Source organism: Rouxiella sp. Mn2063, from assembly GCF_049319665.1.
GTDB lineage: Bacteria > Pseudomonadota > Gammaproteobacteria > Enterobacterales > Enterobacteriaceae > JBMOUD01.
Map to the genome: position 1 here is coordinate 162,439 of NZ_JBMOUD010000007.1, position 18,293 is coordinate 180,731.

Genomic DNA, 18,293 nt, shown 5'->3' on the forward strand with positions numbered 1-18,293 from the left:
GGTTTGTTCTGTCACAAAAAATGATTCAGATTGTTAGGATGCAATAAAACCGTTATCCCGATACCAAGAGGCGCAATCGCTCACCATTTGGTTTAGGGAAGTGGGCTGATAGCCCAATTCACGTTCTGCCTTAGCACTGCTGAAGTAATAAGTTCCGCTGAAAACACGCAAGCGATAGGCATCAAGCACCGGCTCGCCACGTACTAACCAAGGGAGTTTTTCCTGCAACAGCGTTTTCAGATAGAAGCGCGAATAATTGATCTGTGGCAGATCAACCTTACGCTGCACGACCGCTTCGATCGTTTCGATCAATCCGGTATAGCGCGTATTCGCACCGGCAATAATGTAACGCTCCCCCGAGCGCCCTTTGGTCAGTGCATTCACATGCGCTTGACCGACATCGCCGGCACCACAAAAACTGGCACCGCCTGGAGGCATAAATGGCAGTTGGTTATAGTTCACTGCCAGCACCATACGCCCCCACTGCATTGAGTAGTCGTAGGCACCCAGCACTTCTGCCGGGTTGAGGATGACCACAGATAACCCACGGTCACAGGCGCGATACAGCAACTCTTCAGCCTGTAATTTACTTTTGGCATAAGGGTTTTTGGCACGGAAACCAGTCAGGCTTGTCTCTTCCGTTGCCTCAACGCCAGGGTTGTCACTGGCCCCAATCGTTGACGTGGTGCTGGTAAACACTAAGCGCGCGATACCGCACTCCAGTGCTGCCTCAGCAACCTGACGCGTCCCTTCAATGTTTACTGCTTCCAACAGCGGCCAGTCGCGCGCGTTGCTGCTGGTATTGCCTGCGGTATGAATAACGCCTTCATGTCCAGCCATTGCCGCACGCAGCGCCTGGCGGTCATGTAATTCGCCACGCACCAACGTGACGCCAAAAGGCTCAAGGAAAGCGACGTTAGATGAAGCGCGCACATAGGCAGTCACCTCATGGCCCGCGGCAACTAAGGCTTTCACCACGTTAAGGCCAACGAATCCGTTCGCACCGGTGATCAATACTTTCATGGGGTCTGATCCTGCTGATTAAGTTGTTCAAGCGTTTTCCAGAAGGCTTTACGTCCTTCACCTTTGCTGCGCATAGAGAGCGCGGCCGGGTTTTTGTCAGGATTGTTAGCCAGTCCTTCGAGCAGTACCTCAAGCTGTTCCAGCAGCACATTGAGCTGGGCGACATGCGCTTCATTAGCACGGCCATCAAGACGCAGATGCACCGCGTTTTCTTCTACGCTGACCAACAGCGCCAGATGCAGCGCAGGCTGAAGGGCAAACAGGTCGACAATATTCTCGTTCAAGCCGACATTGCTGCAGTCAGTCAAGATAGCGACCGCGCTGTCGAACAATGGCTCATCATCCACCCAATGCTCGATCTGCTTGAGCGAGGCGCCGGCATGGTCGAGACGTTCTTCAAGTTGCTCTTCAACGCCGCTGAGCCAAGGCGCAACTTTCTGGCGTCCAACCGCTTGAATGCGCGCAGGAACCATTTGCAGGTCTTGGTCCTTAAAGGAGCGAATCAGGCCGAACTGCGGATGACTGGCCCGCACATGGCGGTTAGTCAGTAGCGCCCAACCGGCGACTACCAGCGTCTCCAGCGCGATACCCAGACGTTGAGTACAGAATTGCAGCGCAGCAACCGTGTCTTCCCCAATCAGTCTCTCAACACAAAGGATTTGCAGTTCAGAAGCGTCTACCGCTTCTGCTTCTTCGTTACCGAGCAGTACCGCCGCCAACAGAGAACCCTCTTCGCCTTTGGCATGAACCTGCTCAACCCAGAATTCCTGGAGTTGCTCAGCGCTCAATCCCGCTTTTTCGCGATCCCCCAAGGTGCGGGCAAACCACGCCTGCGGTACCGAAGGCAAGCTGTGTTCTTCTGAATGCAGCACAGCAAGGTCGCTGTTTTGCGCGTCACGGCGCGGTGCATCAAGGCGCAGTGCGGCGTACAGGTCACAAGGCTCTGAAGCAAACGGATAGCCAGGGAAGGCCACGCGACGACGCAGGCTTTCGCGGTGTTGTAACAGCGCCCAGTCAATATCACAGCCGCGGCACCACAGTGCGGCCACGCGAGCAAGCTGTTGGGTCTGTACCAAGGCACTGATAAAGCTCTTACCTGCTTCACCAGCAATCAGTTGCGAGACTTCGTTGGTTTCGCGCACGTTGCCGCTGTAAATATCCAGATTGCTGCGTTCAGCCGTTGGGTTAGCAATAAAGCTTTCCAACTTCGTCAGCAGTTCATCTGCGCTGCTCGCCACTATCGCCAGACGATGATCCAGCGTCACGCGACCAATCTGGCTGGTGTAAGCGAGATCCGCGAGATTTACGTTACTGCCTTGCTGCTTAATAAAGTCACGCATATCGGCAGCATACGCGGCCAGACGATCGGCACGACGCGCTGACAACACCACGATTTGCGCTGAATTATCAGCAACCGCTGGGGTTTGAGCATGGTGCTGTGCCAGTTCGGCCTCAGCAGACTCCACCACGACAAATGCGGTGGAACCGCCCATACCGTAGGAGTTGATCCCCGCCAGACGCGTGCCGCGACTATTGGTTTCCCAGGCTTGCGCTTCGTTCGGGAACAAGAACGGCGAGTTCTCATGCTCAAACGACGAGTTAACATTTTTCAGGTTCACACATGGCGACAAACGCCCGTGTTGCATACTTAACAGCACTTTAATCAGCGAACAGATGCCCGATGCTGCTTCCATATGTCCGAGGTTGGCCTTGGTACCCAATGAACAGAACAACTGCGCATCAGTCTGGCGACGCAGCGCGTTGGACAACGCTTTCAGCTCGATAGGATCGCCCAGTTCGGTGGCCGCACCGTGGCTCTCGATATAGCTCAGTTCGTTGACATCAATACGTGCCTCGCTCAACGCACGGACAGCGGTATCTTCCATCACGGATAGGTTAGGCATGTATTGCCCGGCGCCAGTACCGGCATGACCAATGCTTGAACCACGCAGTACGCCATAGATATGGTCGCCGTCGGCCAATGCACTGCTCAGACGTTTCAGTACCACCATGCCGCTACCTTCGCTTGGGATCAGGCCGTTGGCCTTCTCGTCGAAGGTGTGCTCTTTGCCATCGGAAGAGAGCACTTTCATATCTTGCAGCAGCATGTATTTGCTTGGGTGCAGGCTCAGGTTAATCCCACCCGCCAGCGCCATATCACACTCGCCACCGAGAATCGCTTTACGGGCGATATGCACGCTGGTCAGTGATGAAGCACAGGTGGTGGCGACGCTGAAGCTCGGGCCACGCAAGTTCATCAGGAATGAAATACGGTTAGCCAACTCGCTGACCACCGAGCCTGCGCCCGGGTATTTACCGGTGCGGGCATAGAGTTCGGACATCACCCAGGTGAAGTCTTCATTCATTGCGCCGACATACACACCAACTTGCTGTGATTTCAGCGCCGATGGGGTGTAACCCGCGTCTTCTAATGCGTGCCATGCTGAACGCAGCAACACACGAACTTGCGGATCAAGACGGCTAGCTTCATCGCTGCTCATACGGAACATCTCCGGGTCGAAGACATTCACGTTGTTGAGGAAGCCGCCGCGATTGACATAACGCGGATTATCTTTGTTGTCGCCCGTTATCGCCCAACGCTCGTCAGGGATCGCCGTCAGGTTCTCCGTCCCTGCTTGCAAGTGAGTCCAGAAATCACTCAGCTTATCTGCGCCTGGGAACTCACCCGCCAGACCCACAATGGCGACGGCATCGCTATCAACCTGTGCCACCGCCGGAGCGGCTGCCGCTGGTAAAGATTTCGCGAAGCGCGCACCAAAGGCCGTGGCCGGTGCTTTATTCATAGCCGGTTTGCTAACAGGCACCGCAACCGTGCTTGCCTGCGCACGCTGATGGTTTACTGCCGCCGCTGGACGTGGTTGCACATCGGCAACGACCGGCTGGTTGCTGGCTTTTGACCCGTAACGTTCACACAGATGCCCAGCCAACTTAGCGGTGGTATCAAACTCAAACGGTGCGGTTTTCGACAAACCTTCATACTCTTTCTCAAGCACCGCACGCAGTTCCATCAACATCACGGAATCCATGCCCAACTGCTCGAAAGTGGCATCAATGGCAATATCGCCCACCGGAATTTTGGTGATAGCGGAGATATGCCCTTTCAGCGCATTCTCGCTGTGCATATAAGCCGCGTTATTTTGTTTAGCAGGCTCAATACTGGCGACAACGGCATTGGTTGCCTTGGTTACGTTCGCGACATTCGTTACGTTTGCGGCGACTGTATTCACCGTCGGTTGCACCACGGTTTTCACCACTGGTACGACATCGGCAACTTGAACGCGCAACGCACGAGCAATCTTGCTACGGTCACCCACGACGACGAGCAGCTCGGATTGTTGTTCCAGCAGCGCACGCTCGAGGGCGATAATGCCCGCATCTTGGCGCAGTGCAGCCATGCCGGAGAACTCAAACAAGGTGGCATCGTCTTCGCCGATATCCATCTGGCCACTGGCCCACAGCGGCCAGTTAACAGACAGCGTCTGACCGGAACGCAGGCCTTTAGTGACCATTTGGTTACGCCATACGGCATGGCTGTCCATAAAGCGGTTGCCGGCAGCATAAGCACCAGAACCCAGGTCACCCAGTACCGCGGATACCGATGAGAAGTTAACGAAGACCGACAGCGGCTCTTGCGCCGTGGCGCGATCTAAAGCCACCAGACCATCGACTTTAGGACCGATAAGCGCAGTAAACTCGTTATCTTGCAGTTCAGTCATTGGCGTAGCGCTTGCCACACCGGCACAGTGCAACACACCATCGAGCGGGCCAAATGCGGCTTTCGCTTGAGCTATCAGCGCATTGGCATGACCATCAATGGCAACATCTGCGGCGACGTAGCGGACTTCAGCGCCCTGTTCACGCATGGCGATCAGTTGTTGTTGCACCTCATCGCTTGGCTGAGCTGAACGACCGCTCAGTACGATGCGCGCCTGATAACGCGACGCTAAGTAGTTCGCCATCAGCAGACCCAACTTACCTGCACCGCCGGTGATCAAGTAATGGCCCTGGTGAACCAGCGGCAGACTGGCATCACTACCTGCGCCGTCGGCTTTAGGTGGGGTAATTTCACTCAGTTGACGCTGGTAGCGTTTACCGCCCCAGTACGCCAGCTCTAATCCAGCAATAGAAGCCGGACGTTGAACAAATTCTGCATAGACATTTTCAGCCAGAGCCACGGCGTTATCCGCGTCGCTACGCAGCGTGAATAACTCGAAACGGTGGTTGATCGTCAGCAGTGAACGCGCATAGCCACTCACCGCATCATGCTGCGGCTCAACCTGATCGGCGCGTGCAGTATAGATGTTGGCACAACGCAGATCCTGGCCCGGTTTAACACGCTCAAGTGCCACAAACAGGTAGCGCAGCGACTGAAGGCGCGCATGTAATTGCGCTACCGTCCCCGCTTGCATTACGTCGTCAAAGTGCGTGTTAGCGCCTAAGGCATGGACAATATGCGATGGCCATGTCTGCTGAGCATCGAGCTGTTCACACAGCGCATGCAGGCTAGATAACGACAGCGCATCAACGCTGAAGCGGTTGCTGTCATGCTGGGCAAACTCTTCACCAGGCGTGACGCCAATCACCGTTGCCGCATCGCCGTACAACGAACGCAAGGAGTCAGCCAGCGCAGCATCGTCGCTCAGTACCAATACTCGCGGTGCGCTAGCGCTAACCGGAGCTTTCGCCGCCGGCAATGCCGATTCCAACCACGCATAATCGTAGTACTGAACATCTTGTTGTTTCTGAGCCGCGGCCGCGTTGGACTCGCCGGTCAGGGTGCGTGCGGCGAAATCTTTCAGGCGCGCTAATACACGGCCATTGATATCGAGCAGCGTAATATCGTGCTTCTGTACATTACTATTCTGATCTTCGCCCGGCGTCAGTGATTGCGCCGGGGTCACGTAGGCATAGCACTCTTTGCCCAGCGGATGACGGAACTCCAACTCACCGAGGAAGAACGGCACGATTGGCGTCGAATATTCTGCTGGCTCTAGTCCTACAGCCAGACAGGTACGCAATGCGCCATCCACCAGCGATGGATGCAGATAGAAATCATCAGCAGACGCCGCGGCAGAGTCCGGCAGACACAGGTAGCTCAGCGCAGAGTCAGCAAAGCGATAGCGCTCACGGGTGACCTGATAGCTTGGGCCGTATGCAAAGCCCATGTCAGCAAATTCAGCGTAGAATGCCGCATGATCGTCTTCGCGCTTGCCGCTGTTGCGCAGCGCTTCAAGATCGATCCACTCATCGGCAATCTCTTCCTCTTTACTGTGATAAACCAGTTCAGCTTCAACCGACATCGCATCGGTGCTGAGGTTACGCACCACCACGTTAACGTGGTCGCCGCCTTGATGAACCAGATTGACTTCAACATCAACCGGCGCACCTTCGACTTCGACTGGCGTCATCCACATCAGGTTGCGAACGGCACCGACAGTCCACTCATCTTCAATCGCCAACTGGCCTGCGGCACGTACCATTTCCAGATACGCAGAGCCTGGTAAGATCACCCGCGCTTCACCGCTATCAATGACATGGTCACGCAGATAGGTTTCGCGGCCGGTCAGTTTTTTGGCAAACCGTTGCTGAGACAGCGTAGAGGTATTCTCATCGAGCAGTGGATGCAGTGATTTCACGCGGCCTTGTTTGTTCTGCTCAGTCGGCAGTTCCAACCAATGGCTACGCATAATCAGCGGCAGAGGCGGGAAGGAAACCCGGCGCACAGCACCCGCTGCGGTATTGCTGGCAAACAGCGCTTTGGCGTGCAGCTCCCAATTCACATCCAGCGTGGTGGTCCACAGACGTGCCAGACGAGAAAGTTGACGTTCCTGTACCAATCCGGTCACCAGCTCATCAAGCTGCTTACTGTCAAGAATGGTATCCAGGCGATCGTTGCTACCAACAATACGTCCGCGGAACAGTTGGTTCGCGCTGCCTTCATGACGGTATTGTTCAAGCTGACCTAGCAGGTCGCCTAAACTGTTCGCCACAATAGCCAGACGCTCAGTCATGGCATCTCGTCCGATCAACGAAGAGAAGGCCAACGAATCAAAGCGCGGTGCGGTTGCGGGTTCACGCGTGACCTTGCCAAGGAAGGTAATCATCCGCTCAACATACAGCGCTAAACGTTCTTCGCTGTCGGCAGAGAGAACAAACAGACGCGGTTCACCACTCGGTGCTGCTATTGGTGCAAGTGCCGGTGCTTCTTCTATGAGTACGTGAGCGTTTGAACCGCCCGCGCCGAAAGCACTCAAGCCTGCACGACGTGTATTCCCTGGTGTTGTATTCCAATCTTCAAGCGCCCGTACAACGCGGAACGGTGAAGCCTCAAAGTTAATTTTTGAGTTAAATGTCGCCGAGTGCAGTGAAGGCACCATCTTACGATGACGCATCTGCAACAAGACTTTGGTTAAGCCTGCGATACCCGCAGCAGACTCAAGATGCCCAATATTACTTTTCACTGACCCAATGCGGCAGCTGCCTGCCAAGGGTTTGCTCACCGCACCTTGGCTCATTTCTGCGCTAATGCGCGAGAAGGCTTTGGTCAGTCCAGAGATCTCAATCGGATCGCCGAGCATAGTGCCGGTACCGTGTGCTTCGATGTAATCCAGAGACTCTGGACTCCAGCCCGCACGTTGGAACGCCGTGCTAACCACATTACTTTGTGCCGCTTGGTTCGGCACGGTGAAGCCACTGGTTTTACCGCCGTGGTTAATCGCCGTTGCTTTGATCACGCCATAAATCTGGTCGCCATCGGCAATAGCTTGTTGCAATGGCTTGAGCAGTACAGCGCCCATACCTTCACCCGGCACATAGCCATCGCCACCTTCACCAAACGCACGGCAACGGCCATCGCTGGAGAGGAACTGACTCTGCCCAAGTTGGTAGTATTTCATCGGGTGAACAATCAGGTTAACGCCACCGGCGATAGCCATTTTGCAATCGCCGCTGCGGATCGCCTGACAAGCAATATGCAATGCGGTGAGCGATGAAGAACACATGGTGTCTAGCGCAACGCTCGGGCCATTGAAATTGAAGTAGAACGACACACGGTTAGCCACCGATGAGTGCAGCGCCATCGGCCAGCCTGATTCATGCTGTTTCGCCGTGGTTTCAATAAATTGATACTGGCCCCACATCACGCCGACATACACGCCAACGTTAGCCTTGCTCAGAGCATTACGTGAGTAGCTGGCGTCAGATAAACACTCCCAAGCGGTCTGCAAGAACAGACGTTCCTGCGGATCAAGCAGTTCTGCTTCGCGAGGAGAGATATTGAAGTACTGGCTGTCGAATTTATCAATATCATCGATAAACCCGCCCCACTTGCTGTAGACCTTATCTTTCGGTCCACGCTCTGGAGAGTAGTGCTCGTTGTAATCCCAGCGCGACAGCGGGATCTCGGTAACACCGTCAACACCTGCGCTCAGATTAGCCCAGAATTCATCAACGTTTTTCGCACCAGGGTAACGACCGCTAAGGCCGATAACCGCGATATCATCTTCGCTCTCCGCCGCTTGTGAGCTGCCTTGAGCGTTACGCTTAAGAACATCAGCACGTGAACCGTTGAGTAACTCGGACAGCGATGCGCGAGCAGGCAGTGCAGACACTAACGCATTAGTGTCGCTCTTCGGCGCAGTAACCGGTGCAGCCTGAACACCCTGAATCGCAGCAGCCCACTCATCAAGGCTGGTATGCAGATACACGGCGGCGGCATTCACGCCGGTGAAGCGCGCATCCAACTCGTGTTGCAGGCGAATGTGGTTAATGGTATCCAACGGCCATTGGTACAACGGCGTCAGCGGCGAGCAGTTTACTGCCTCGGCACCGAGTGCTGCCGTCAAGCTGGCAAACAGACCATCGCGAGCAGACACCGCGGTCGGCGCTGGTGGCGCAGCCACCGGCGCAACTGGCACAGCGACTGGCGCAGGTACGGCCACAACAGGGGTTACTGCCGCGACAGGCGCAGTTGGCTGCAATGTCGCCACTTGTTCTGGATAGCTTTCGCAGAAGAAGTCAGCCAATGAGTCGATATCTTGGTATTCGTAGAACAGCGTTTGCGACACTTCGCCGAAGGTAGCAGACAGCTTCTCGTTCAAGGCCAAAATCATCATTGAATCGAGGCCGTAATCCGACAGCAGCGTTGCTGGTTGCACATCTCCCGCATCCAGCTTAGTGACCTCAATAACGCGAGCAATCAGATAGGCCAACACCGCATCACGTACCGAACCGCTATTTACCGCTTGCGTAACGTTAACAACCGCTGCCGCAATCGGTGCTGCTTGTACAGCCGGTTCAACAGCAGTCGGTGCAATACTAGCCGGTACAATACTTGCCGGAACAACGGCGCCACCGAAAGCCGCCGCCTGTTCAGGATTGCTCTCAATCAGGTGGTCCGCTAATGAAGCGAGATCTTCATATTCATAGAACAGGGTTTTCGACACATCATCGAAGGCGACGGACAATTTCTCGTTCAGAGCCAGAATCATCATCGAATCCAGACCGTACTCTGACAGTAGCCCGTTGGCACTAACGTCGCCCGCGGCTAATTTGGTCACTTCAATCACATCAGCGATCAGCGTATTGATAATGGCTTCACGCGCTGAAGCTGTCGCAGGTTGAGTACGCGGCGCGCTTGTCGTGGCAACAGCAGCAACAGGTTGCACAGTGGCGGCTTTGCTTGCCGCTGCCAACGCAACAGGCTTGCTGCTAGTGGTCGCCGCCGTTGAACGGATACCCAAATGAGGCGCAGCCTGGGTTTGTAGTTGGTCGATTCTGACCACGACATTGCCCGCGCTATCGAGCAGGTCGATATTGTAACTGGCTGCCGTTGCTGCCAAACCTGATGAACTATTGCGGCGCGCGTAGGCGTAGCAAATACCAGAGACAGGCTTGAAGACTTGCAAGCTGTTCAGAGATACCGGAACTTCCAGCACCTTGCCCGATGCAGTAAGACCACCGATACCTAATGCGGTACGGAATGCGCCATCTAATAATGAAGGCGGCAGCACAAACGGATGTACCGCCTGTGTAGCCAACAACTCATTAGGGAACTTCAGCTCAGCCAAGGCTTCGTCGCTACTAGCATAGAGACGTTCGAGCACCTGGAACGCCGGGCCGAAGGTAAAGCCGCGTTGCGTAAATGCTGCGTCGATTTCGTGACGTTGATGCACCAGGCCGCTGCTGAGCAGAGGTTGCAGATTCACCGCCTCTGGCTCACTCGCCGTACCTTCACTTAAACGACCGCTGCCATAGATGTGACGTTTATCACCGTCGATACGATAGATATCGAAATCCAAACCGCCGTGAGAAGGAGCCAACGCGATTTCAACGGTTAATGGCGCGGTGGTCACCATAATCGGCTGACGCCATTTGATGTCTTGTACCAGAGAAAGTACTGGCTTATCACCGGCTAATGGCAGTGCATGACCTTGCAACGCCAACTCGCTGGCGCTCAACGCCATCTCGATATAAGCGGCACCCGGCAGAATGCGGTTATCACCCAGGCGATGGTCGCTCAGTAAAAATTCTTCTGGGCGCAGGTTTTTACGGAACGCCTGCGAAGCCAGGGTAGAAATATTGGCATCGATTAGCGGATGCAGTGAAGCATTACCGCCCAGCGTGGCAGAACCGGCCAGTGCAGCTGGTGCCGTCGGTGCCCAGCAATCTTGACGTTGGAACGCATAGCCCGGCAGCGACACGCGACGACGAGAGTACGCGCTGTGCAGCTGTTCCCACTCAACAACGTGACCATTAGCCCAAGCTTCACCCAGTGCGCCAAGACGACCTTGTTTGATCCACTCCGCCAACGGTGGCGTGCTGGTCGCCTGACGTGCATTGTCACGATGACCGGTGACCAGCCCAGAGAGCTGCTGTTGTGCGTAAGCACGCAGTGCGTTAACCGCATCGGCAGCTTTTTCTGCCACTACCGCCAGTCGGTATTCGTGAGCAACACGTCCGACTTGCAGCGTATAGGCCGCATCCTGCAAGGAGAGATCGGGATGTTGTTCAATAAAGGTCGCCAGTTGGTCGGCCATGGTACGCAGCGCCGCTTCACGACGAGCAGACAGCACCATTAACACCGGCTTGCCTTTATCCGCCGCCGGAGCTGACGGTGCAATGTATTCTTCGACGATCATATGGGCGTTGCTGCCGCCCGCACCGAACGAGCTAATACCGGCCATACGCGGGATTTCACGCGTCACGACCGCGCCATTCGCTTCGGTCACTTCCAGTACCGGACGTTGCCACTGCTCCAGCGATTGCTGAACGCGGAACGGCCCGCTTTGGAAGTCGATGAACGGGTTAATAACTTTAGACTGGATAGACGGCACCAGCGTTTGGTGTTTCATCTGCAACAGGACTTTAGTCAGTGCAGACATCCCTGCCGCCGCTTCCAGATGGCCGATGTTGGCCTTCACTGAGCCGATGGCGCAGTATTTGGAATCATCGCCTGCGATAGAGAACGCTTTATTCAGACCGCTAATTTCAATCGGGTCACCGAGCTTAGTGCCGGTACCGTGCGCTTCAACATAGCTGATGTGGCGCGGATTGACGTTGGCAGCCACCAGCGCATCGGCAACCAGCTCCGCCTGACGTTTCGCGTTAGGCACGGTAAAGCCAGAAGTTTTGCCTCCGTGGTTGACCGAGGTGCCACGGATGATGCCGTAGATATGGTCGCCATCAGCACGAGCTTGTGACAACGGCTTAAGGACGACCGCGCCAACACCTTCGCCTGGCACATAGCCGGTACCACCTTCGCCAAAGCTGCGGCAGCGACCGTCGGATGACAGGAAGTGCATGTTAGACAGCAGGTGATATTTGTACGGGTGCAGGGATAAGTTAACGCCACCCGCGACTGCTACCGGGACATCGCCACTGCGAATCGCATTACAGGCAACATGAATCGCCGTCAGTGAAGATGAACAGGCGGTATCCAGCGCCATACTTGGGCCAGAGAAGTTAAAGAAGTGCGACACACGGTTAGCGACCGACCAGTAAGAAGAGTGCGACGTCGTCCACTCATCTTCCGGGCTAGTTACCGCATGCATCTGATAGTCGCCCCACATCATGCCGACATAGACACCCACGCGGTTTTCACGACCGGCCTTCATCGGCGCGAGCTTATCAGCGGTATAGCCAGCATCTTCAATAGCGTGCGTCACGCTTTCCAGGAACAGCCACTCGTTCGGGTCCATGATTTCAGTCTCTTTAGGAGAGATATTGAAATAACGTGGATCAAAGAGTTCTACGCCAGAGAGGAATCCACCCCAACGGCTGTAGCTTTTTCCTGGGATCGCCGCGCCTTCTTTAAACCAACGCTCGTCCCAACGATCGGACGGCACGTCGATAACACAATCGCGCCCTTGGGCCAGATTGCTCCAGAATTGCTCGAGGTTATCGGCCTCTGGATAGCGCCCGGCGATACCGATAATCGCGATATCATCATCGTTGCTCAGGCTTTGTGTCCCAGCTTTACGTGATTCTGGTGCGACAGCACGTACCGTATCAGCAGCAGACGATGCATGACTGGCCACTGGCTTAGCAACGGGTGCAGAGCCCTGCAAGCTATTGCAGGCTTCATCATAGTTTTCAAGCAGGTAACTGCTCAAATCTTCCATGGTCTGGTATTCAAAGAACAACGTCATTGGCAGCGTCGCACCAAAGGTTTTTCTCAGTTCATTAACCAGCTCAATGACCACCACGGAATCGAAACCGTAATCACGGAAGAAGCCGTGACGTTCGAAATGTGGTGGGATTTGTAGTTGTTTAGCAAACAGCTCGGACAGATAGCGGATCACCACATCTTGCAGCGGTTGGCCGTCTGTTGCGCTTTGCTCAACCTGAATCTCTTGCGCAGGGGCAATATCGACCACGCCTAATACTTCTGCGATACGCACGGCATTGCCTGGCATTACCGCTACTTGCGAAGCCTGGCTTTGCAAGGCGTAGTCAAAGATAGCGATACCTTCTTCAGTCAGCAGCGGCACAATACCGAAGCTGCTGTTCAGAATCGCTTCTTCTTTGTCGGTCAGGCGCATACCGCCATCTTTCCAGTACGGCCAGTTAATCGAGACCGCTTTACCGCTGCGCTCACCCTGCTGTTGCAGTGCGTTGCGCTGGAAGGCGAAATAGTCTTCGAAGGCATTACCAAAGGCGTAATCACATTGGCCGATGTTGCCCAGCGCACCCGTTACAGAAGAGAACAGCGCGAAGAAGTCGAGCGGCTGGTCACGGGTTTCTTCATCTAGCAACCAGGTACCCAGCATTTTTGGCGTGACAACGCGATCAAAGGCTTCGCTGGTTTTACGCAGAATGAAGTTATCTTCGATAACGCCCGCCGAGTGGATAATCCCGTTGAGTGCACGACCCGAGGCGCGGATAGTTTCAATCAACTGATGAACACCATCGCGATCGCTGGTATCAGACGCCAGATAAATCGCGTTACCGCCCAGCTCGTTCAGGGCATCTATCTGCTGCTGACGTTTTTCATCCAGCGCAGAACGACCACTCAGGTATACCGTTGCATCGTAGTTGGCACACAGGAAACGGGCAAAGATCAGGCCCAACGCCCCTAAACCACCGGTGATCAGGTAAGTTCCCTGCTGGCGCAGTGGTGCAGCAGCGGCAGTAGGCTGGTTAACGGCGTCAAGCTGAGCAAGGCTCTTAGTGACCAACTGAGCATCGGCGGCAAAACGGCGTACCAGGCGTTTCCCCTGCACGTAACGCACATCGGCATCTTTCGAGGTGTCGCTAAATTCGGTTTTAATCAGCGCGGCGATATTGCTCAGGTCAGATTCGTTATCCCAATGGACGACATGGCCGATATAAGCAGGTTTTTCAACACGTAAGGTACGGTAGAAACCGCTGGCACCGGAGACATCAGGCAAGCTGCTGTTGGCGATATGGAAATGAACAAAGCGCGCGTTCTTCACCTTACGCATCAGCGCTTTGGTCAAGGCAAACAGGCTATTCGGCCCACGATTCATACGCGCCACTAACGCGTCATTGTCTTGCGTTGGTGCTGCCCACAGTACGCGATCGAGCTTAGCGCCCTGTGCCAACAACGCATCGACGGCGGCAATGAAATCGTCGCTATTACCTGCACGTACTGACGCACGACCCGGCTGGCTGTTGATATCCAGCTCGGCGGCAAGTTCGATACGCTGAATTTGTGGCGCATTAGCAGACTGGGTAAGCAGGTTGGCAAAGCGCTCAACGTCTTGCGTATTACCGATCAGTAACACTTGCTCTAACGGAGCATCCGCTTCTAAGACCGCTTTCTCAATCCAGTAAGGCTGATACAGGCTGGCTGCTTCATGTGCGTTCAGTGCTGGCAGTTCGGCTTTCACCGGCTCTTGCACAGGTAAATTCTCACTAAGAACACGCAGGCTCAAACCACGGAAGGTCAGCGCAACCTGCTCAGGATTCGCCGCGTCGCAGAGCGAAATATCAACTTTAACGATGCCATCGCGCAGGCTATTTTCGCCAACTGAGATAACCGTTGCTGTCATGGCCGCGCTGCACGGATGCAGCAATTCGAAGCCTTCCAACGCAAATGGAAGAACCAGCGCACCCGGCGCATCGCTATCAGTGGCTTGTAATGCGCGCATCTTCTCAGTAGCCCATACCACGGCGGCCTGTAAAGCACCGTCGGCCAGAGAAGGATGAATAATAAAATCGTGACTTGTTCCGGCTGGCAGCGAGAGATTCGCTACACCGGCTTCTTCGCTGATGGTCAGTTGGCTGATAGCACGCAGACCTGCACCGTAGCACATTTGCAAGCCATCAAGAGTTTGGTAGCACGCCTGCGCATCGAAGGTACGCGCATCAGCGGTGAGCGCCGCAGCCGGTATAACAGGCAGAGCAGTATCGGCAAAACCCACCAGTCCGCGGCAATGCAGGGTGTTATCCGCACCAAGCACCTGGAATGCCCACTGGTCGCCAGCAGCCTGCGGGTCGAGTTGAACGTAAATATCGCACGCCGCATCTTGAGAGGCCAACGGACGTAACCAAGCAACCTGAGAGAAGCGCAGCGCACTGGCGTCTTTCGCCTCAATCGCATCGCTGAAGACCGCACGCACCAGCTCCAAATACATCACGCCCGGCAGGATCGCCTGGCCGCCAATATTATGGTCAGCAATAAAGAATTCGTTGCCTTGCAACACGGCTTGATAGCGAGAACTGCCGACATTGGTGACACGGTGCAGTTGAGCGGGCAAGGTGGCACGCGGCAAGACCGTGTTATTACCTGGCGCAATCCAGAAATGATTATGGATAAACGGATAGGTCGGCAGCGTCACCAGGCGAGTATCCACCTTGGCAAATAACGGTGCCCATTCGAGCTGAGCACCGCGCATGTAGACGCCACTCAGCTGTTGCAGCAGCGCTTTACGCTTGGCCGCATCGACTTTGTCGGTAGCATTAAGCAGCGTGATACCTTCAGCGCTGGCTTTTTCCGCCTCGTCTGCAGCATGTTCTTGCAGGCTCAATTCACCTTGCGCTGCGGCGTCTTCTAATGCCGTGATGATGGTCTTAACATCGCTGCCTACAAAGCTATAACGATAGGCAAAATGTTCACGACAGGTCAGTAATGTGGCGCTCACATCGCTTAGCGATGCCTCTGTATTTTCACTTAACCACTGGGCTAAATCTTTTTGACGTTGCAGCAGCGCTGCCGGGCTTTTGGCCGAAAGCGCAATCAGATAATCGTGATGCGCGGCAGATTTGCCTTTGCTGCGTTTGCTGCTGACAACCTCTGGCGCTTCTTCTAAGACCACGTGCGCATTCGTGCCACCAAAACCAAATGAGCTAACGCCCGCACGTAGCGGGGTATTGGCATCAATTCGTTTCCACTCAGTGGCTTTATCCACGAAGAAGAACGGGGTGGAGGTTGCATCAATGCGCGGATTCAGCGCCGTAAAATTACGCAGCGGAGGCAGTTTACGATGCTTAAAGGCCTGCAAAACTTTGATAACACCGGCAACGCCAGCGGCTGCTTCGAGATGACCAATGTTAGTTTTAGCTGAGGTCAGTCCGCAGAAAGCCTCATCCAGCGAAATATTTTGTTGCTCGGCCAGCGTGGCGAATGCGCTGGTCAAGCCAGCAAATTCAATCGGATCACCCTTCGGTGTTCCGGTGCCATGTGCTTCAACCAAACCAATGGTGCTAACCGGCACACCTGCGCGGGTATTAGCGGCAACAATTACATCGGCCTGCGCTTCAGAACTTGGATAAGTCAGCGTGTAAGTTGCGCCGCAGTGATTAATCGCGCTGCCTTTGATCACACCGTGAATGGTGTCACCGTCAGCCAAGGCTTTATCGAGCGGTTTAAGCAGTAAAACACCCGCGCCTTCCCCACGTACGTAACCATCAGCGGTGGCATCAAAAGAGTGACAGGCGGCGGTTGGAGAGAGCATCCCCATCTTGGCAAAAGATTGATGGCGGGTAGCGGTTAAAATAAGATTCACACCGCCACTGATCGCTATTTCACAGTCGCCATTAGTAATGGCCTGAATAGCGCTATGGATAGCGTTTAATGAACTGGAGCAGGCCGCATCAATTGGAATACTCGGGCCATGAAAATCAAAAAAATGAGAAATACGGTTAGCAATAATCGAGGTTGCCGTGCCTGTTGCATGGTGGGCTTCTATAGTATTACCGGCGTTTTCCTGTAATTCTTTATAATCGTTATTAAACACACCAATAACAACGCCGACTTTACTCCCACGTAGTGTAGAAGGAGGAATACCGGCATCTTCCAAGCACGACCATGTCAATTCCAGCATTAATCTCTGCTGCGGATCCATTGTTTCAGCAACCTTTGGCAAAATGCCAAAAAATTGGTTATCAAAACCATCCACTACATCAAGAAATGCCCCTGATAAAAGCTCATTAGGATCTGGCTGTAGGCCTGATTTATATTGGCTTGCAGAAACATTCCGACGAGAAAGAGAAGTCGCAGCGACAGAGTTGTGACAATTAACAATATTGTTCCAAAATTCACTGTAGCTGTGAGCATCAGGAAATCGACAAGATACACCTATAATTGCTATATCCATGTATTTCTCATTAATTAATGTAATTGGAAACTTCAGATTGCCAAATCAATTATTAACAGCAGAGGCTTGGATTTTTCTTAGACGCTATTTCGCCAGAGAGTAAATCAATTCCTGAATTTTGTTAATTTTTTTTACTAACAAAATCTTCCTTTTCCCGTGTATTTGGTTTCAAAATGTAAATAAAGTGTGTCAATTTAATGACGGACGCGTCGAATTACTTAATAAGTAATATCTTAATAATATTTTGCGCCCATTCTCCCCACTAAAACTGAGGACTCGAGGAACTGGCATCTTCCAGACATAGACACGTCAGTCTCCTGACACGCCTGTGGCACCTTTAGCATAAACCACTGTGTATACACATTTTTTTAGCGAACCAGGGAGTCAGGTGAAAAATGTTCTGTCAAAATCATCAACGACAACAAGCCCCTAACCCCCGAAACTTACCAGTATCAGCGAGTCGTTCTGACTTATATCGGCGTACCGAAATATTCCACCAGAAATGGAATTTTTGAAGATAGATTTATGACAATTTAAAATATTTTTCATTCTTCACTGCAGCGACTAGCCTTAACTAATAGGTACAGGGCAGCCGCCATGACCGTGGCTATGCATTTTTCATTAATAAATGTCATTTTGTTATATGGAATTGCTACTTCAAGTTAACAGTAAGAACTTGGAATTTTCTTAGGTGTTATATTGCCGCAGAGATTAAATCAAATTAAGAAATTTGTTAATCGTTTTTGCTGACAAAATGTTTCTAATGAAGGGATTTTGGTTTCAAAATGTAAATGAAGTGCGGTTATTTGATGAAAAAATCCTCGGGTAACTTAATTAGTAGCCGTATTAATACAAGTTTTAGGTTATTTTTCATACTGCATGCCAAGTAATAATCCTCGGCATTAGGTTAATTTCTCTTCTCAAAAAAAGATATATTTCTCTATATATAAATAAAATCTATATAGCATAACCACAAAAAATCAGACCAAAAAACAGTGAAAAATATTGGATATATAAGAAACCTATATTGCTTGATATCAACATAAGTATGCTTGACATGATTAAATTTTAATTTTTTTCTAAGAAAAAATAACTAAAATGCAAAAAATTCATATTGTCATAATGAAATTGACATATAAATAATGCATTAGCATCCGCACTACTGGCTTTATAAAAATTCAAAAAACG

Annotated in this window: 2 protein-coding genes; both read right to left on the reverse strand. The window is 53.0% G+C overall.

Going from position 1 to position 18,293, the window contains the following annotated elements; all coding sequences use genetic code 11:
• Positions 1–33: 33 nt before the first annotated feature.
• The gene (locus tag ACL9RG_RS12680) at positions 34–1,023 is read right to left on the reverse strand and encodes an NAD-dependent epimerase/dehydratase family protein (RefSeq protein WP_422792974.1); all 990 of its coding nucleotides are present in this window, start codon (positions 1,021–1,023) and stop codon (positions 34–36) included.
• A complete protein-coding gene (locus ACL9RG_RS12685; RefSeq protein ID WP_422792975.1) occupies positions 1,020–17,105 on the reverse strand; it encodes an SDR family NAD(P)-dependent oxidoreductase in 16,086 nt (5,361 codons plus the stop codon). Before ACL9RG_RS12685 ends, ACL9RG_RS12680 begins: the two co-directional genes overlap by 4 nt.
• Positions 17,106–18,293 lie beyond the last annotated feature (1,188 nt).